Source organism: Corynebacterium mendelii, assembly GCF_017307055.1.
Lineage (GTDB): Bacteria > Actinomycetota > Actinomycetes > Mycobacteriales > Mycobacteriaceae > Corynebacterium > Corynebacterium mendelii.
Genome location: NZ_JAFLEQ010000003.1, coordinates 418,763 through 436,908, shown reverse-complemented (window position 1 = coordinate 436,908; position 18,146 = coordinate 418,763). Strand labels below are relative to the sequence as shown.

General features: G+C 65.9%; 17 protein-coding genes. 8 read left to right on the top strand and 9 right to left on the bottom strand.

The window, feature by feature from the left end; all coding sequences use genetic code 11:
* The 3 genes from JZY06_RS01705 to dut all read right to left on the bottom strand — a co-directional run.
* On the bottom strand, positions 1 to 713 hold a 713-nt coding region (locus tag JZY06_RS01705), incomplete at its 3' end, for a DUF3159 domain-containing protein (protein ID WP_407929821.1).
* A gap of 4 nt (positions 714 to 717) precedes the next feature.
* The gene (locus JZY06_RS01700; protein ID WP_207117978.1) at positions 718 to 1,560 is read right to left on the bottom strand and encodes a DUF3710 domain-containing protein; all 843 of its coding nucleotides are present in this window, start codon (positions 1,558 to 1,560) and stop codon (positions 718 to 720) included.
* 261 nt (positions 1,561 to 1,821) lie between these two features.
* On the bottom strand, positions 1,822 to 2,250 hold the full coding sequence (gene dut, locus JZY06_RS01695) for a dUTP diphosphatase (protein ID WP_207118300.1): 429 nt from the start codon (positions 2,248 to 2,250) through the stop codon (positions 1,822 to 1,824).
* A 144-nt stretch (positions 2,251 to 2,394) separates the two neighbouring features.
* On the opposite strand from dut, the gene JZY06_RS01690 reads away from it, so the two are divergent.
* Positions 2,395 to 2,910 (top strand): DUF3093 domain-containing protein, encoded by a 516-nt coding sequence (locus tag JZY06_RS01690; protein ID WP_207117976.1) that lies wholly within the window; start codon positions 2,395 to 2,397, stop codon positions 2,908 to 2,910.
* Positions 2,911 to 3,232: 322 nt separating this feature from the next.
* Here the strand turns inward: JZY06_RS01690 and JZY06_RS01685 are convergent, their stop codons facing one another.
* Positions 3,233 to 3,523 carry a DUF4193 family protein gene (locus tag JZY06_RS01685; protein WP_207117973.1) on the bottom strand — a complete coding sequence of 97 codons (291 nt, stop codon included), beginning with the start codon at positions 3,521 to 3,523 and terminating at the stop codon, positions 3,233 to 3,235.
* A gap of 278 nt (positions 3,524 to 3,801) precedes the next feature.
* Positions 3,802 to 4,800, bottom strand: coding sequence for an inositol monophosphatase family protein (locus JZY06_RS01680; RefSeq protein ID WP_330617014.1), 999 nt, complete (start codon positions 4,798 to 4,800; stop codon positions 3,802 to 3,804).
* Between the two features lie 373 nt (positions 4,801 to 5,173).
* On the opposite strand from JZY06_RS01680, the gene ppgK reads away from it, so the two are divergent.
* Both ppgK and JZY06_RS01670 read left to right on the top strand, forming a co-directional pair.
* On the top strand, positions 5,174 to 5,929 hold the full coding sequence (gene ppgK, locus JZY06_RS01675; RefSeq protein WP_207117970.1) for a polyphosphate--glucose phosphotransferase: 756 nt from the start codon (positions 5,174 to 5,176) through the stop codon (positions 5,927 to 5,929).
* A 686-nt stretch (positions 5,930 to 6,615) separates the two neighbouring features.
* Positions 6,616 to 8,277 carry an RNA polymerase sigma factor gene (locus tag JZY06_RS01670; RefSeq protein ID WP_207117968.1) on the top strand — a complete coding sequence of 554 codons (1,662 nt, stop codon included), beginning with the start codon at positions 6,616 to 6,618 and terminating at the stop codon, positions 8,275 to 8,277.
* A 340-nt stretch (positions 8,278 to 8,617) separates the two neighbouring features.
* Here the strand turns inward: JZY06_RS01670 and JZY06_RS12520 are convergent, their stop codons facing one another.
* The 4 genes from JZY06_RS12520 to JZY06_RS01650 form a co-directional block, all read right to left on the bottom strand.
* Complete coding sequence (locus tag JZY06_RS12520) at positions 8,618 to 10,027, bottom strand: DUF418 domain-containing protein (RefSeq protein WP_207117965.1); 1,410 nt, start codon at positions 10,025 to 10,027, stop codon at positions 8,618 to 8,620.
* On the bottom strand, positions 10,024 to 10,770 hold the full coding sequence (locus JZY06_RS01660; RefSeq protein WP_207117962.1) for a DUF4190 domain-containing protein: 747 nt from the start codon (positions 10,768 to 10,770) through the stop codon (positions 10,024 to 10,026). The genes JZY06_RS12520 and JZY06_RS01660 overlap by 4 nt, the downstream gene beginning before the upstream one ends.
* A 256-nt stretch (positions 10,771 to 11,026) precedes the next feature.
* Positions 11,027 to 12,733: a DEAD/DEAH box helicase gene (locus tag JZY06_RS01655; protein ID WP_207117959.1), complete on the bottom strand. Its 1,707-nt coding sequence runs from the start codon at positions 12,731 to 12,733 to the stop codon at positions 11,027 to 11,029.
* 6 nt (positions 12,734 to 12,739) lie between these two features.
* Positions 12,740 to 12,991 (bottom strand): DUF3039 domain-containing protein, encoded by a 252-nt coding sequence (locus JZY06_RS01650; protein ID WP_207117957.1) that lies wholly within the window; start codon positions 12,989 to 12,991, stop codon positions 12,740 to 12,742.
* Positions 12,992 to 13,036: 45 nt separating this feature from the next.
* On the opposite strand from JZY06_RS01650, the gene JZY06_RS01645 reads away from it, so the two are divergent.
* The 5 genes from JZY06_RS01645 (at position 13,037) to JZY06_RS01625 (ending at position 18,142) form a co-directional block, all read left to right on the top strand.
* Positions 13,037 to 13,723 (top strand): DUF3099 domain-containing protein, encoded by a 687-nt coding sequence (locus tag JZY06_RS01645; protein ID WP_207117954.1) that lies wholly within the window; start codon positions 13,037 to 13,039, stop codon positions 13,721 to 13,723.
* Positions 13,724 to 13,770: 47 nt separating this feature from the next.
* On the top strand, positions 13,771 to 15,330 hold the full coding sequence (locus JZY06_RS01640) for a DUF7782 domain-containing protein (RefSeq protein ID WP_207117952.1): 1,560 nt from the start codon (positions 13,771 to 13,773) through the stop codon (positions 15,328 to 15,330).
* A gap of 41 nt (positions 15,331 to 15,371) precedes the next feature.
* The gene (dtd, locus tag JZY06_RS01635; RefSeq protein ID WP_207117950.1) at positions 15,372 to 15,806 is read left to right on the top strand and encodes a D-aminoacyl-tRNA deacylase; all 435 of its coding nucleotides are present in this window, start codon (positions 15,372 to 15,374) and stop codon (positions 15,804 to 15,806) included.
* Between the two features lie 244 nt (positions 15,807 to 16,050).
* The gene (locus tag JZY06_RS01630; protein WP_207117948.1) at positions 16,051 to 17,043 is read left to right on the top strand and encodes a sigma-70 family RNA polymerase sigma factor; all 993 of its coding nucleotides are present in this window, start codon (positions 16,051 to 16,053) and stop codon (positions 17,041 to 17,043) included.
* Between the two features lie 418 nt (positions 17,044 to 17,461).
* Positions 17,462 to 18,142 (top strand): metal-dependent transcriptional regulator, encoded by a 681-nt coding sequence (locus tag JZY06_RS01625; protein ID WP_207117945.1) that lies wholly within the window; start codon positions 17,462 to 17,464, stop codon positions 18,140 to 18,142.
* The last annotated feature ends 4 nt before the right edge of the window (positions 18,143 to 18,146 follow it).

The following is an 18,146-nucleotide window of genomic DNA, read 5'->3' as shown; positions in this document are numbered from 1 at the left end:
GGACCGGGCTGGTCCGGCGCAGTGTCCGGCTCCCGGGCGATAATGACCTCGCCGGTGGCGTTTTCGTAGTCCTCGATGTCCCGGGAGGCCCGTTTGACCATCCACACCGTAAGGATCACCACAAGTGCTGTCAGCGGCCAGCCCATGAGGATTTTGGCGATCCCCAGCGCATCGGTGGCATCAATGGTGTAGAAGTGGCGCTGCACAATGAAGCGGGCGAGAAACACCACCGCCCAGGCGGCGGTGGCCACCTGGTAGTGGCGGCGGGCGGCGGTGACTTTCCGCCAGGCGGTGGAATGGCCGTTGATCCCCAGCCAGATCACGCCCACCATCGGCCAGCGGACAATCATCGAGACCACGAACACGATGGCGAACAGCAGCGACATCCAGATGCCGTAGAGGAAATACCCCTTGGCGTCGCCGGTGACCCAGGCGATGCCCGCGCCGATGGCCACCCCGATGAACCCGGAGATCGCCGGCTGCAGGTTTTCCTTGCGCACCAGCCGCCAGACGAAGATGGCGGCGGCCACCGCCAGGGCACCCAGCAGGGTGGGCACAAGACCCCAGTATTTGTTGCCGAAAATCACCACCAGGATCGGCAGGGTCGACGAGACGATGCCGCCCAATCCGCCCATTTGCTCCAGCAGGGTCTGCTGGTCGGGTTCGTCTGTGTTGGTGGTGGACTGGGCGGGGGGATTGACCGGTGTGGGCACGCTGTCAGTTCTCCGGGGTGTTGTTCAAATCGGTGTTGATCCGCTGCATCGCCGGGATGCTGGGGGCGTTCTGCTGCGGCGGGTAGTGGTTGTTGGGCAGCTTCGGGGCGCCGCCGGATTTCTTGGCCTGCTGCTGGGCAACCATGGTGCGCAGCTGGTCGGCCATGTCCTCGGGCAGCACCACCGGCAGGGAGGTTCCGGCCGGAATAGGGTCACTGCCGCGGTAGACGAAGCTGCGGGCAATGCATTCCCGGGCCAGGGTGGCCATCTCGTCGGCGGAATCCACCGGGGAGGCCACGGTGGTGCGCAACAGCCACCGGGGTCCATCGACACCGATGAGGCGGATCACGGCGTTGGCGGCCCGGCCGACAACTTCATTGCCCCAGGGGCCGCGTTCCACCGCCACCATCAGGCCGTCGTTTTCCATCGATTCGGCGATCTCGGCGAGGGACTCGTCCCACTGGCCGGCCGAGCGGGGGGCGGCGAATGCCACCGGGGTGAGCCTGCCGTGGGGAGTGAGGACATGCAGCATTTTCGGGCCGTTTTCCCCCATCTCCACCTGCACCTGGGAGCCTTTCGGCACCGCCATTTTCACACTGCCCAAATCCAGGACGCCTTCGGCAAAATCGGTGAAATCGAACTCCTCCACCGCGACCCGGTCCCCGTCGTAGGGGCCGATGTCGGTGGTGACGGCCTCGTGGGCGGGGGTGGGGTTGGCGGCGACGGTTTCAGCCAGTGAGGCCGGCTCCGGCGGCGGGGTATCGGCCCGGCCGGTACTGTCAGCCGGTTCGGCGTCCGGATTGTCCGCCGCGTGGTTGCCCTTTTTGCCGAGGTTGAAAAGTCCCATCGTTTGTTCTCGCCTTCGTCGGGTCCGGGTCGGCACGCGCTGGTGGCCCGGTGGTTGGTGGTCTATGTCTGGTGGTGTCAACAGGTGGGTGGCCGGTGCCGGTGCGCGGTGCAGCGGCGGCCCCCAAGCCAAACACTAGCGCGCCCGGTTGCCGCAGGCTGAGCCAGGTGCCCCGGCAAAGCGGGAATTCAGGTTGCTTTCACATCCGCTTCAGTAGCGGCTGCTCCGCCGCTGCCGGGGCGGGCGGGTGGTGTGCGGCACCTACACCCCGGTGGAGCCGTAGCCGCCGGTGCCGCGGCCGGTCTCGTCCAGGCTGTCGGTTTCCACGAAATCGACCAGCTCGACTTTCTGCACCAGCAGCTGGGCGATACGGTCGCCGGGCCGGATCTCGATGGGCTGCGCCGGGTCGTGGTTGATCAGACAGACCTTGATTTCACCGCGGTAATCGGCATCAATGGTGCCCGGCGTGTTGACCACCGACAGGCCCTTTTTCCACGCCAGGCCGCTGCGCGGATGGATCAGACCCACATAACCCAGCGGCAGCGCAATGGCGATACCGGTGGCCACCAGGGCGCGCTGCCCCGGTTGCAGCGTCACCGCCTCGACCGCGGCCAGATCCACCCCGGCATCACCCCGGTGGGCGCGCACGGGGATGGTGGCTTGGTCGGAAAGTTTCTTCAGCCTGATCACCGGCGGGGTCCGGTGATCGTCGGCGGTGCAGGGCGCGGCATTGGTGTCGGTCACAGCCGCCTAGCCTATATCGTCGCCCGCGCGGCCGGCACGCGGGGTTTGGCTTGACTGCACACCCACCGACTACCGGTACAGTAGGACCCTGTGAGTTCACCGATAGGCAACAAGACCCCCCACGGCGTGATCTACCGGGAAAAACTGTGGGTGCCCTGGTACTGGTGGCTGCTCGGCGCACTGGTGGTGGCACTTCTTACCGGTCAGATGGCCCACAACCGCAACGAATACTTTTTATGGATCCCGCTGGCACTGTTTTCCGCCGCCGCGGTGACCGTGCTGCTGAAATGGTCGTCGACGGTCATTGAGGTCGTCGAGGACAACGAGGGCGTGCGGTGGCTTCACGCCGGCGGGGCGGAGCTGCCCGCCGATGCGGTGGCCCGCTGCATGGCGGTTCCGGAGTCGGCGAAATTCACCGCCATGGGCAGACAGCTGGATCCGGCGGCCTTTGTCGTCAGTCACGGCTGGATCACCCAGATGGCCATGTTCGTGCTGGTCGACGACGACGGCGATCCGGTCCCCTACTGGCTGATATCAACCAGCCACCCGGAAAAACTCATCTCCTCGTTTGTCCCCCATCTGGCCCGCAATTCGACGACGCAGTAGCTCCTGACCGCCGGTGGCACACACCTCCGGCGGCCAGTGACGCACACACCGTCACCCCGGCAGGCAGGTTGCCTGCCGCCTCCCACCCGCCGACGGGCGGGCGGGAGGGTTGGGGCGCCCGCAGATCAAAAACCGGTGGCCGCCCCGCACCGCGGGGCAGCCACCGGCGGGCCGGGTGGCGTTGGGAAAAGGGGTGTGCCGGACTGTGCGGGCCGTGGGCGGTCACCGGTGACGGTGGGCTGCGGCCCGGCAGCTGCCGGGCAGGCCAACGATCTTTGCCCGTCAACCGGCGTGCCGTTTGACGGCAACCCGGCCACAGGTGTCAGGCGCAGTCCTGGCAGATGATCGACCCGTCGTCCTCGACGTGATCGATGCGGTTGCGGCGCTGCACCAGAAAACAGCTGGCGCAGGTGAATTCGTCGGCGCGACGGGGCACCACCGTGATATTGAGTTCCTCGGCGGCCAGATCCATGGCGGGCAGCTCGAAGGAATCGACAATCTCGTCGTCATCATCGGTTGCGGCCGACCGTTCCCGGGCTTTGAGCCCTTCGAACGAGTCGTCGTCAAGGTCATCGTCCGCGCGGCGGCGGCGTGCGTCGTAGTCGGTAGCCAAGGGGGCTCCTCACATGAGAGATCGGTCATCAAGCGGAATGAACCTGACGTTCCGCTGCTGCACCCACCATCCACCGGTGGCCGTCCGGTGTGACCGGTCACACACGAGAGGTGCTCCACCGGGGTGAATTGGATGGCGCCGACCGGTTGTCACGACGGGCAGTGGCGGCGGGCGGGGTGCGGCGGCGGTTGCCGTGTTACGCAGCGCATGATAGCGGTGCAGCCCCCCGTTGTCACCTCAAGCATGAAAAAAACCCGAAACTGTTTTGTTTTCCCAGCTCACAAAGGTAGCGCCGCGGTGACTCCGGCTTGTTCGGCCAGGGCGGCGAACGCCCCGGCTATTCCCGGTGCACACGCGGTGAGCACTTCACCGTGCGCCGAGCGCCCCTCCAGCCGCGGAAGCACAAGCGCACAGCCGGCTTCAGCGGCCACCAACGCCCCCGCCGCCCAGTCCCACGGATTGAGTCCGTGCTCGTAGTAGCAGTCGAGTTTGCCTTCGGCGACCAGGCACAAATCCAGTGCCGCGGACCCGGTGCGCCTGATATCGCGCACCACCGGAAGAATCCCGGTGAGAATGTGCGCCTGCTGCTTCCGGCGGGCGGGCAGATAGGCGAAACCGGTCGCGCACAGCGCCAACCCGATATCCCGGCAGCCACTGGGTGACAGCGGGGTAAATACCTGTGCGGAAATCTCCCGCCCGGCCGCCGCCCCACCGTCCGCGGTGGCGGGGTTGCCGGCGGAGACCACCCCGACGGTGGTGCGCCCCGCCCCCTGCCCGCGGGCCGCGGCATAAATGCAGCCGGTGGCCACATTGCCCACCGCCCCGGCCACAATCGTGCCGTCGGCGTCGGCGGCAGCCAGCGACACCGCATACGAGGGCAGCCCGTAGAGAAAGTTCACCGTCCCGTCGATGGGGTCGATGATCCAGGTGATCCCGCTGGCCGTTTCCCCGCTGAGGCCTTCCTCGCCGACCAGCCCATCGTCGGGGCGCAGCGCGGCCAACCGGGCGGCGATGAACTCCTCGGCGGCACGGTCGACCACGGTCACCGGGTCAGCGGCAGAGGATTTGGTGGCCATGCCCACGGTGACATCCCCCATTCGGGCGCGGTGCGCGGCGACAAGTTCCATGGCCTGCCGGCACACGGTGTAGGCAACCTCAACGAGCTGGCCGTGGGGGGTGGAGGTGTCAAAAAACCCGGTCCCCGCACCGGCGGGTCCACCGGAACGGTCCTCGCCGGGTCGCGGCTGTTGACGAATGGTGTGGGTGGTATCGGTCACGAAAAAACCTCCGGGGTGACGGGGTGAACGGGATTGCACCGGGCTGCACCGCACCCGGGCGGGCCGGGTGGCGGTGGGACGGTGGCCGCACGGACAGCGCTGCCGCAATCATGCGGCCGCACCCCGATTGTTCCACGGCCCCGGCGGTGACCGGACGACCCCGGCCCCGGCGGGCGGGGGCGGCAGATTGCGGCCCGCCCCCGGACACCTGATGCTATCTTTTTCTTTTCCCCCGTCGATGACCAGGGAACGGGCACTTTACCGTCCGCTTCAACGGCCCGCATGCAGTGGACGGCCGGGGTTCCGGCATAAGCCCCGGAGCATGTGTCCCGGACTCCGTGGCGGGTGACCCGCCCGGCTAGACTGGACTGTCATGGAACAAAAGATTGGTTTTGGCATCGATGTCGGCGGCTCCGGGATCAAGGGGGCGCGGGTGGATTTGACCACCGGTGAATTCATCGGGGACCGCATCAAAATCCTCACCCCCGACCCGGCGACACCGGCCGCGGTGGCCGACACTGTCCGCCAGATCGTGGAGAAAGCCGGGTGGGACGGCCCGGTGGGCATCACCCTGCCGTCGGTGGTGCGCGAACAGACCGCCCTGTCAGCGGCCAATATCGATCCCTCGTGGATCGACACCCCCGTCGGGGAAGTCTTCGGCGATGTGCTGCCCGGCCGGGAAATCAGTGTCCTCAACGACGCCGACGCGGCCGGTATCGCCGAGGCACGCTTCGGCAATCCGCGTGCGGCCCGCGGGTCGGTGATCCTGCTGACCTTCGGCACCGGCATCGGCTCCGCGTTCATGGTTGACGGAACCCTCTACCCCAATACCGAGATCGGCCACATGATCGTCGGCAGCAAAGAGGCGGAAAAATACGCCTCCAGCGCGGTGAAGAAGAAAAAGGATCTCTCCTACAGCACCTGGGCCGCCCGGGTCACCGAGATCATGGCCGAATACGAGCGACTGTTCTGGCCGTCACTGTTTATTGTCGGCGGCGGGATTTCCCGCAAAGCCGACAAGTGGGTGCCTCTGCTTGATATCCGCACCCCCGTTGTTGCCGCCGAACTGCGCAACAGGGCCGGCATTGTCGGCGCGGCCATGGCCGTGACCGACCACATCCGCCCCTAGGCCGGCAGGCGGTCGCTGACACCCGGCGGCGACCGGGCGCCGCGGCCCCGGTCGCGGAGGACACGCCACAGGCCACCACCGACAGCAACCCCCTGGGCAGACCAAAAAACCAGTTCAGGAACCGTTTTAAGGTTCTTGCCCCTCCCCTGCCGCCGCGTTGGCCAGCCACCACCGGCAGCAGATCACCGCCCGGTCCTCTATACTGGGGCGTTGTCCTGACTGCGGGTGGCTCACCAGCGGTGGGACAGGCGTGCTCCCGGTGTTTTATGCCGCCGGGATCAACGGCCTGCACCTTCACAGATCACACACCGGCAAGAACCCGAAAGGGATGATTATTGCCGGTGGGTTTGTCTGCGTTGAGGGGAATACCATCACGCTCGGTGTGCATCCGCATTCCCCACCGGCCGGACGAACCATCGGTTGATCGCCGACAATTCCACCGCCAGTACCCCCTGGACCGACCCCGGTCGGCCGGACCGGGCACTGGATGTTTGATCCATATTGACCGGCACGTTTTCTACGATGATCCCCATTCACCGGCGGTTGTTCCCCATCACCCGGGGCCGCGGGTTTGTACAGTGGCCGACGTGCGACAACCACCGGGTGGTGCACCACCGGCGGGACGACATGTATCCTTCCGGGGTTTGATACCAGTCCGAGAATCACTTCAAGGCGAAAGGGCGTCCGTGGCATCCACCGAATCCTCACCGCAGGAACCGGAAGACACCGGCACCGGGACTACTTCCCGCGCGGCGACAAAGTCCGTCAAAAAGACGGCAAAGAAAACCGCGCGCAAAACTGCCCGCAAGGCGGCACCCCGCAGTGCCGCCGCATCCACCCCCTCCACCGGGTCGACCCCCAGTGGGGATTCGTCTGCCCCGGCGAAGAAAACCGCGAAGAAAACCGCGAAGAAAACCGCGACAAAGACGGCGAAGAAAACCGCCCGCAAGGCCACGGCCGCCGTCGGCACCGCCGCGGAGACCACCGACGAGACCACCCCAACTTCGTCCGCGACAAAGACAACCACCACAAAGACGGCCAAGAAAACCGCGAAGAAGACGGCGAAAAAGACGGCCAGGAAAACCGCCGCAAAAGCGGTGAAAAAGACGGCGAAGAAAACCACCAAAAAGACCGCCGCGAAAAAAGCCGCCACCAAAAAAGCCTCCGCACCCGAAAAAACCACCACGGACGACGGCCCCACCGACGACGACGAGCAGATCGACGACGAGTTCACCACCGATTTCACCGGCGACGACGAGGACGACGACACCGACTTCGACGGCAACGGTCTTCCCGCCGACGAGGACGACGACTCCGACGATGACGACGATGAGGACGACGGTTCCTCGGTATGGGACGAGGACGAATCCGCGGCCCTGCGCCAGGCCCGCAAAGACGCGGAACTGACCGCGTCGGCCGACTCGGTGAGGGCCTACCTCAAACAGATCGGCAAAGTCGCCCTGCTCAACGCCGAGCAGGAGGTCTCCCTGGCCAAACGCATCGAGGCCGGACTGTATGCGGAATACCGCATGGAGGAGATGGCCAAGGCCTACGCGGCCGGTGACAAAGACGCCAAGCTGACCCCGGCAGTCAAACGCGACCTGCGGCATATCGCCCGCGACGGCCGCAAAGCCAAAAACCACCTGCTGGAGGCCAACCTCCGCCTGGTGGTCTCCCTGGCCAAGCGCTACACCGGCCGCGGCATGGCTTTCCTGGATCTCATCCAGGAAGGAAACCTCGGTCTTATCCGTGCGGTCGAAAAGTTCGACTACACCAAGGGCTACAAGTTCTCCACCTACGCCACCTGGTGGATCCGGCAGGCCATCACCCGCGCCATGGCCGACCAGGCCCGCACCATCCGTATTCCGGTGCACATGGTCGAGGTCATCAACAAACTCGGCCGCATCCAGCGTGAACTGCTGCAGGACCTGGGACGCGAACCCTCCCCGGAGGAACTCGCCCAGGAGATGGACATCGATGTCGACAAGGTGCTGGAAATCCAGCAGTACGCCCGCGAACCGATCTCCCTGGACCAGACCATCGGCGATGAGGGTGACAGCCAGCTCGGGGATTTCATCGAGGACTCCGAAGCCGTGGTGGCCGTCGACGCGGTCAGCTTCACCCTGCTGCAGGATCAGCTGCAGGATGTGCTGCAAACCCTCTCCGAGCGTGAGGCCGGTGTGGTCCGGCTGCGCTTCGGATTGACCGACGGCATGCCGCGCACCCTCGACGAGATCGGCCAGGTTTACGGGGTCACCCGGGAACGCATCCGCCAGATCGAATCGAAGACCATGTCGAAGCTGCGCCACCCCTCCCGCAGCCAGGTGCTGCGCGACTACCTCGACTAGAACAGCTGTTGTTGGCACCCCACTGCCCGGCGCACAGGATGCGCCGGGCAGTGGGGTGCCGGTGTTTTTCTGCGGCGGTGTCCCCCGAAACGGCCGGGCTGTCCCCCGTTACTGGCCGTGCGAGTCAGTGCGCCCCGGTGCCGCGGAAAAAATCGGGTGTTGTGTTCCGGGCTGCCCACCGGATCTGGGTCCGGTCCAACCGGCCCGGTGGCCGCCGGTGCCGCCGCTGATGGTGGCACCGGCAACACACCGGCCGTGGTTCGCTTTTCGCGGGCGGCCCCGGAGACCGGTGGCGTGTTTGTGCCGTCCCGCAAGCCGGGTGGCCGTCACCGGCGGCCGGTCAGCATTGCTGCCGGGGAGTATATGGCCGGGGCGGCTGGCCCGGTGCGTCGATGATCATTGTCGGATTGTCGGCGGCCGAACACACGATCAGCTCGCCGGGCCGCACCGGCAGCGGATGGTCGGGCCGCCAGTGCCCCTGAAGCCCGTTGTTGCCGTAGGCGAGCCGCCGGTGCACCCACTCCAGGGGGCCGGGAAGATCAGCCAGTTCAAGTGCCCAGGCAACAACCACCGTCACAGCCCACACCGCGGTGGCGGTGAGGGTCAGCCACAGCGCCCCCTTGTCCTGCCCCAGATCCAGGGTGAAGGGGGTCAGCAGCGCCACAAACAGCACCGATTGCAGCACATACCCGGTCATGGACCGTCGGCCGAGAGCCACGAACGGCACCAGCACCGCCGGGATGGGCCGCGGATTCCCGGCGGCGACAGCGGCGCTGATGCGCCGCTGCAGCGGCATACACACAAGGACGATCAGTGCCAGGCTGCCCGGACCGGTGAGCATACCGCTGGCAGCGTTGACGGTGCCTGCCCGTTCCACCCAGCTGGCGTCAATGAACCCGTAGAGGGCCAGGATAGCCGGGACGGCTGTGGCAAGGTTTGCCGCCACACCGATGACAGCGGCGGTAATCAGCAGTGGTTTGTGCTGCCGGGCATTGCTGATCACCCGGTTTCTGCCCCAGATGAAGCCGATGAGGATCACCGGGAAAACGGTGATGATTTCCACCGGCACCATGACGATCTGAACGATCAGGGCTCCGACGTTGACGAGAACGTAGAGCGGGTAGCTGACCGCGGTGGCGGAGACGGTTCCCTGCGCCATCGGCCCGGTTCCGGCGAGCAGTCCCCCGGCGCCGAACACCACCAGCCCGATGCTGCCCAGGATCGCGGCAATGATGTAGAGGGTTTTGTCGCGAAACACCATCAGGGCGGCCAGCAGAATTCCCGCCACCCCGTAGAAGAACATGATGTCGCCGAGGTAGGCGAGGACCATGTGGGCAACGCCGATAACGCTGAGCAGCCCGTAGCGGCGGATCAGTACCGCGCGGGCCGCGCCGACCGGGTATCCGCGCCGCCACAGGCTCAGCGCCAGCATGCCTGTGCCGTATCCCATGAGCGTGGAAAACAGCGGCAGGCCGCGCACATGGGTGAACAGGATGCCGAAAGCGATGGCGAGCTTGTCGGCGGTACCGTCGCCGGTGATTCCCCCCAGATCCGGCAGGGCGACGGTGTCTGTGTGCCGCCCCCAGGTGACGGTGGCGTTGGCCATGGCGATCGACAGTAGTGTCAGGCCGCGGGCCAGATCGGGGGCGATCAGCCTGGCCTGCGGGGCGACGGTGGACCGGCCCCGGCGGGTGTTGGCGGGTTCAGCTGCGGGCGCCACTGTCGCGGGGTGCGGTTTGTTTTCTGTCACTGTTTGTCCCCTTCCCGGGTGACGGCGCTGTCGCTGTCTGCGCCGGAATCCGGTGTGTCCGCCGTACCGGCGATCTCAACAATGGCATCGCCGATGGCGGAACCGTCAGGCCACCGCCGGTCGACGACCTTTTGGGCACAGGCCTGCAGCTGGTCGGGTGTGTCGTAGGTTGAACCGCAGTCGGTCAGGCCGCTGACGGTGGCTGTGCCTACCCACATGATGAAGGCCGTCACCACCGCCGGCAGGACGGCGATGCCGAGAACCGACAGAATCAGCCCGGTTGCGGCTTTGCCTTTCCCGGTGCGGGTTGTCCGTGACGCGGCAAGGCCGGTGACACCGGTGATCAGGCCGACGGCACCTGCCGCCAGGCTGATCACCCAGCCGATGATGGTGAACATCATCACAAAAGCGGTGATACCGCACAAAAGCGACACCGTGGCCCGGGTATTGCGCCGGTTGGCTCTGGTGGTCCCGGCCGCCGGGTTCGCCGGGTCGATCAGGGGACCCCGGGCTCCGGCGTAGCCGGGAAGACCCGTGTCACCGTAGATGTCGGCGGGTGTGGCCGGGCGCAGATAGACCGGGTGGGTCTCCGGCAGGTGGTGGCCGGGTGCGGCCATGGGTGTGGAGGTCCAGCCGGTGGCGTCGTGTTTTCCGGCCTGGCCGGGCAATCCCCCCTGTCCGGTTGATTTTTCCGGTGGTCGGTTGCGCCCGACAGTGGCGGGATCCGGTGTGGGATGAGTCATATCCGTCGCGATCGGTCCTTTCCGGGGTTAAGTGGAAGGAAGGCCCGATGGTACAACCGCACCAAGCCTCTCGGCCAGTGGGCCGGGCTACCGGCCGGGAGGGCGCGGCCATCCAGCCGGCGCAGCCCGCCCGGCAGGGCCGGGGGGCGTCTTGTTTGCGCCCTGCGCCCCCTTGGTGCCACCGGGCTTGTGGCCCGCGGGGCGATGGGGCGGAGACGACACCGCACCACCCCGGCGGCAGTGGTTTATCGTCCGGCTACCAGCGGCGCAGGTAGGCGATCCGGTCGCGCAGCTGCTGGGCGGTGCACATCGGGGTGGGGGGTCCACCGCAGTTGTTTCGGGCCTCGGAGTGGATGCGGGAATGCGGTTTCCCGGTGCGGGAGGCGGTAATCGAAACCAGCGCGTTGAGTTCTTTGCGCAGCGCCGGGATTTCCTCGCTGGCGGCACGCTCGGCGCTTGCCTTGCGCCCGGGATCGTTTGTCAGCTTGTCGTCTTCCGCCGCCCGGGCGGCCTGTTCGTCGCGCCGGTCGAGCTGTTCGGTCTGGCGTTGGGCCAGCAGCTGTTTCATCTGTTCCGGGTTGAGCAGCCCCGGCAAGCCCAGATAGTCGGCTTCTTCCTCGCTTCCGGCCAGAGTGGCGGTGCCGTAGGTGGAGCCGTCGAAGATGAGGCTGTCGAGTTCGGCTTCCGCGCCCAGGGATTCGTAGCCTTTGTCCGCATCATCGCCGGGTTCGTTCATCTCCCGGTTGGCTTTGGCCAGCTCCTCATCGTCCCAACCTTCTTTCGGCCGGTCGGGTTTACCGAGCACATGGTCGCGCTGGGCTTCCAGTTGGGCGGCCAGATCAAGCAGCACCGGCACGCTGGGCAAAAAGACGCTGGCGGTTTCCCCGGGCATGCGGGAACGGACGAAGCGGCCGATGGCCTGGGCGAAAAACAGTGGTGTGGACGCAGAGGTGGCGTAGACGCCCACCGCCAGCCGTGGCACATCGACCCCTTCGGAGACCATGCGCACGGCCACCATCCACTCGTCGGTGGAGTCGGAAAATTCCTTGATTCTCTCCGAGGCGCCGGCCTCATCGGATAACACCACCGCCACCGGGGTGTTGGCGTAGAGCTGCAGAATCTTCGCGTACGCCCGGGCGGTTTTGGTGTCGGTGGCAATCACCAGCCCGCCGGCATCGGGCATGCGTTCCCGCAGCTGGGTGAGCCTGGTGTGGGCTGCTTTGAGCACCGCCGGAATCCAGTCGCCCTTCGGATCCAGTGCGGTTTTCCAGGCCCGGGCGGTTTGTTCGGCATTGAGCGGCTCACCGAGCCGGGCGGCGAATTCCTCCCCGGCGTTCGACCGCCACCGGGCTTCCCCGGAGTAGGCCAGAAACACCACCGGGCGCACCACGCCGTCGGCCAGGGCGTCGCCGTAGCCGTAGGTGTGGTCGGCCCGCGATTTCAGATAACCCGAACCGTCGTCGGTGTAGGTGACAAACGGGATCGGGGAATCATCGCTGCGGAACGGGGTGCCGGTCAGTGCCAGCCGCCGGGTGACGTCGGTGTAGGCGATGCGGATACCCTCGCCCCACGATTTGGCGTCCCCGCCGTGGTGGATTTCGTCGAGGATCACCAGGGTGTCTTTGTTGACGGCCAGCGCATTGTGTTTGTAGGGGTGCATCGACACCTGCGCATAGGTCACCGCGATCCCGTCGTAGGCCGGGTTGACCGCGCCGCCGGTGTTGGTGAACGTGGGATCGAGTGAAATCCCGAACCGGGCGGCGGCCTGTGACCACTGCACTTTCAGATGCTCGGTGGGCACCACCACAATCAGCTGGGTGACCGTGCGGGCGTCGAGGAGTTTTTTCGCCACCGTCAACGCGAAGGTGGTTTTGCCCGCCCCCGGGGTGGCCACGGCCAGGAAGTCCTGCGGGGCGGCGGCAAGGTATTTGTCCAGCGCCTGTTTCTGCCAGGTTCTCAGCATCGGCGCTCACCTGCGGCGCAGATGCCGGTAGATTTCCTCGCATTTCGGGCACACGGGGCTTCCCGGCTTGGCCTGTTTTTTCACCGGGAATGTTTCCCCGCACAGCGCCTGCACCATCTTGCCGCTGACCGCGGAGTCAATGATCTGGTCTTTTTTGACGTAGTGGAAAAACTTCGGTGTGTCGTCATCCCCGGTGTGCGCATCCCGCACCTCGGGGCGTTCAATGGTGGTTGTCCGCGTGTTCACGGCCCCCATCATGCCCCAGACTGTTGCGGATTGACCAACCGGCTAAACTTGACTGTCATGGACTCCCCCGACGACCAGCCCGATTACCCGGACACGCCCGCCGCTCCGGCCGCGGGCCGTGGCCGGCGCCGGTGGCGGTGGCGCGGGCGGAAGAATGTCACCCTAATCACCAGCAAGCAGCTGACCAGGGAACAGTCCCTGCACAAACGTGAAATCCGCTACGCCTGGCTGCAAGGGTCACGTATCCCGTTTTTCCTCCTGTCGGCCTGGGCTTATATGGGACTGAACAATATCGCCCTGGCCTGGGTGTTCTTTTGTATTTCCGTGCCTTTGCCGTGGATTGCGGTGCTGTTCGGCAACGCCCAGGGCGAACCGCGTGATCCGCGCACCCAAAACGTCTACAAGCCGCAGGTGCTGCGGGAACAGCATGCGGCCCAGGCGGGCCCGGCGCTTGCCGGTCCGGCCCGAAAAGCATTGCAGGCCGGTGACCCGGTGTCCCCGCGGCCGGATACCGGTCCCGGCCCCATCCCCGAAGACGACGCCCCGGACTGGACCTGGGATGAGCTGGCCGGGATGTGGCGGCCCGCCCGGTACGATGCACGGGCCGGTGAGGTCGATCCGGCGGGCAGCGGACAAAGCCCCCAGCCGAAACCGGGGCACCGAACGCCCGCCGCGGGCTCCGGGGGGCACGGGCTTTTCACCACCGCCCGCTTCACCACCCCGGACAGCCCCGACAAGCCGTGACAACCGCCCCGCCGGGGACGTGTGGTGCGGGCTTGTATCATCATGGCGTGACCGACGCCGAACAAGCAGCAGCTTTCCTTGCCACCGCTTTACAAGCCGTGGATTTCACCGACGACGCCCTGTCAATGGCCTACGGGCCGGCCCTGGCAGCGCTGGACCGCGGGGAACCCGCCGCCCTGTGGGCGGCCACCGACGGCGGCAGCCGTCTGGATACCGCCACCCGGCTTTTTGTTCTGGCCGCTCCGGTTGAGCGCACCCTGGCCGAAACGGTCGTCGGCGCCGATACTGTGGCCGCCCTTGTGCGGGCCGGGGTGATGGATGTCAACGACCAGCCGACCGACGCGGCAGGGCAAGCGGCGACCGCCACAGTCTGCTCCCGGCTGCAGGTGCGCCCCCACACCATCAACGGCCTGAACCAGCTGGTCTTCGCCGACTTTCCCGCGGCTGTCACCGGGGTCGTCCCCGACCGGGACCATGTGCCCGGCTCCGGGGCGGCTTCCTGGCAGCTGATCGGCGCCACCCCCACCACCCCGGTGGACAGCGTGCTCGATTTGGGCTGCGGCGGGGGAATCCAGATGCTCGCCCAGTGGTCGTCGGCCCGCACCATCACCGGCACCGATATTTCGGTTGCCGCGCTGTTGCGCGCCCGGCTGTCGTGTGCCGCGGCGCAAGGCATGCATCCCCACCAGCCGCATCCGACGGTGACACTGTCCCGCGGCAGCTGGTACGAACCGGTGGCCGGGCAGCGTTTCGACCGCATCATCGCCAATCCGCCTTTTGTCATCGCCCCGCCGGACTCACCGACGGTCTACCGGGAATCCGGACTCAACCTTGATGGGGCCACCGAAATAGCCGCCGCCGGGGCGGCGGAACACCTCACCGACGACGGACTGGCGGTCATTCTCGGATCCTGGGTCCATCTGGCCGAGCAGGACTGGCGCAGGCGCATCGCCTCCTGGTTCGACGACCACGGTGTCGAGGTCCGTGTCATCCAACGCGATGTGGTCGATCCGGCCTTGTACGTCGGCACCTGGCTGCGTGACGGAAGCATCGACCCGCACAGCGCCGACGGCGTGGAACGCGCCAGCACGTGGCTGGATTATCTGGCCGCCGCCGATGTGGCCGCCATCGGCATGGGGATCATCACGGTCAAAAAACGTCCCGCCGACCAGCCCACCGAAGTCATCTGTGAACAGCTGCTCACCCCCCTGCGCGGTCCGCTCGCCCCGGAAGTCGCCGACTATTTTGTGCGCTCCCAGTGGCTGTCCGGCAAAACCGCCGACGACATTGCCGCCGCCCGTTACCGCCTGGCCGACGGGGTCGCCCTGGAAGAGGTGTTGCTCGCCGCCGACGACGGGTGCGGGTTCATCCCTGCCGGGTACCGCCTCACCCGCACCGACGGCCCCGGTTTCAGCCACGAAATCGACGAGGGCCTGGCCGCCATTGTCAAAGGCCTCAACCCTTCCGGCCTGTCGCTGAAAGACACCGTCGAACTCTATGCCGCCGTCAGCGGCGACGACAGCGAGCAGTTGGTTGACGCGGCGGTGGCCGCCGCCGTTGATCTGCTCCGCCACGGCATGATCCGTCCGGCTGATCTGCCCCTCTGAACACCTCCGCCGAATCGACGCCGCCCGGTAGTGTGGGGCTTATGAAAGCAGTTCTTTCCCGAGTGACATCAGCAAGCGTGACCGTTGACGGGGAGGTAGTCGGTGCCATCGACTGCCCCGACACCTGCGGACTTCTGGCCCTGGTGGGGGTGGAAGCCGAAGACGGCGCCGACAACCTGGACACGATGATCCGCAAAATCGCGGAACTGCGGATTCTTCCCGGTGAGGTATCGGTGGCCGACGTCGCCGCGCCGGTCCTGTTGATCAGCCAGTTCACGCTGCTGGCGCACACCGCCAGAGGCCGCCGTCCGTCCTATTCGCACGCCGCCCCGGCCCACCTGGCCGAACCGGTCATCGACGCGCTTGCCGCGGGCCTGCGCAACCGCGGCATCACCGTGGAAACCGGGCGTTTCGGCGCCATGATGGAAGTCAGCTCAGTCAACTCAGGTCCCTTTACCGTCCTGGTTGACTGCTGAGCGGCGCCCGCACTCAGGCCACCCTTGCCCAACATCCGTTCAACCGGTTCCCCACCATCACCCCCGCCCACTACCCCTCCGCACCTGCGGACGGGTGGGTGCAACCTGCGGGAAGAATTTGCGAAAGGTGTTCACGCGAGGACATCTGCCACAGCAGACGCCCCATCTGCTTTGGCTGAGGGAACTATCGGCCACCCCGGCCCGTTGGTCCTGTGTCACCCTATTTTTAGGAGCAGGAGACCCCATGAGTACCGCATCCACGAGCGATCCCACGTCTTCCGAGACCGTCGACCGCGGCAGCCGCCGCGGGCACACCAACGACAATCCCTCCGCGGACCTGGTCAGGGTGTATTTGAATGGAATCGGCAAAACCGCACTGCTGACCGCCGAGGACGAGGTGCGGCTGGCCCAGCAGATTGAAGTCGGATTGTATGCCGAGCATCTTTTGAACGATCCCGACGTCAAACTCACCAGAGCGAAAAAACGCGACCTGAAGGTGCTCGCCCGGCAGGGCAAGCAGGCCAGGTCGCATCTTCTTGAGGCCAATCTGCGGCTGGTGGTCTCCCTGGCCAAGCGCTACACCAACCGCGGCATGCCACTTCTGGATCTGATCCAGGAAGGCAACCTGGGGCTGATCCGCGCCATGGAGAAATTCGACTACACCAAGGGGTTCAAGTTCTCCACCTACGCCACCTGGTGGATCCGGCAGGCGATCACCCGCGGCATGGCCGACCAGTCGCGCACCATCCGGCTGCCCGTCCACCTGGTCGAACAGGTCAACAAGCTCTCCCGCATCAAACGCGAGCTCTACCAGTCACTGGGCCGGGAAGCCACCAATGAGGAACTGGCCGAAGAGTCCGGCATCGACGAATCGAAGATCGAGATGCTTTTGCGGCAGTCCCGCGACCCGGTGAGCCTGGACATGCCCGTCGGCGCCGACGAAGAAGCACCGCTGGGGGATTTCATCGAAGACTCCGACGCCGCCGACGCCGAGACGGCCGTGGTCGCCGCCCTGCGCCATTCTGATGTCCGTGCCGTGCTGGCCTCTCTGGAGGTCCGTGAACAGGAAGTGATCCGGCTGCGCTACGGATTGGATGACGGAGTGCCGCGCACCCTCGACCAGATCGGCCGCCGCTTCGGCCTGTCCCGGGAACGGGTCCGCCAGATCGAGCGTGAGGTCATGAGCAAACTCCGCGACGGCGAACGGGCCGACAAACTGCGCGCCTACGCCGTCTAACACCGACCCGCACCGCCCAAGCCCCCCGAACGGGACTATCCCAGACAAAGCCGTACCACCGGGCGATCCACCCACTGCCGAAGATGGATCGTCCGGTGTTTTTTCTGTGCCCGGGACCGCGTCTGTGCCTATCGTTGACTCCACCCACTTTTCCCCTTCGACGGGTTGCCACGGCGATCATCGCACCCGACAAGAGCCGTTATCCGTCCCGGCTGACCGCCCCGCCCGGGACGGATACGGGGGTTGATCACCATTTCCGGATAGATGTGACGGAAAAAGGGTAGAGTCTTATTCAGGTGCCTGCGTGCACCGTGCCGGAGCCGATATGCTGCAGATATGGTGCATAACGGCGGCTTTTCCGGTCTCGGTTGACACACAGCCCGGAGTTGCCACGTACACAAGAAAGGTGTTTCGCGAAGTGAAAGATCTCGTCGATACAACGGAGATGTATCTCCGCACGATCTACGAGCTCGAGGAGGAGGGAATCGTTCCGCTTCGGGCGCGGATCGCTGAACGCCTGGAGCAGTCGGGACCGACAGTCAGCCAGACTGTGGCCCGCATGGAACGCGACGGCCTGGTGCATGTCGCCGGCGACCGTTCGCTGAAGATGACCGAACTCGGACGCCGCACCGCCATTGCGGTGATGCGCAAACACCGTCTCGCCGAGCAGTTGCTGTCCAACACCATCGGCCTGGACATCCTCAAAGTCCACGCCGAAGCCTGCCGGTGGGAGCACGTGATGTCAGTGGAGGTGGAACGGCGTCTGGTCGAGGTTCTCCCCGAACACACCCGCTCCCCCTTCGGCAATCCGATCCCCGGACTGGAAGAACTCGGTATACAGCAAAACTCGGTTCCCGTCGTCGGTGAGCGGGCCATTGATCTGTCCCCCGATCAGTCCCACACCTGCCGGATCGTCGCCCTGAACGAAATCTTCCAGTGCGACAACGAGCAGATGCGGAAACTGCTCGAAGCCGATATTTTCGTCGATTCCATCGTCGAGGTGTCCGTCACCAAGGGCCACGTCAGCTTGGTCAAGGACGGCACCGAGATCATCATCGACGACGAGCTGGCCCACGCGGTCCGCCTCGAGCGCCAGTAAAGGC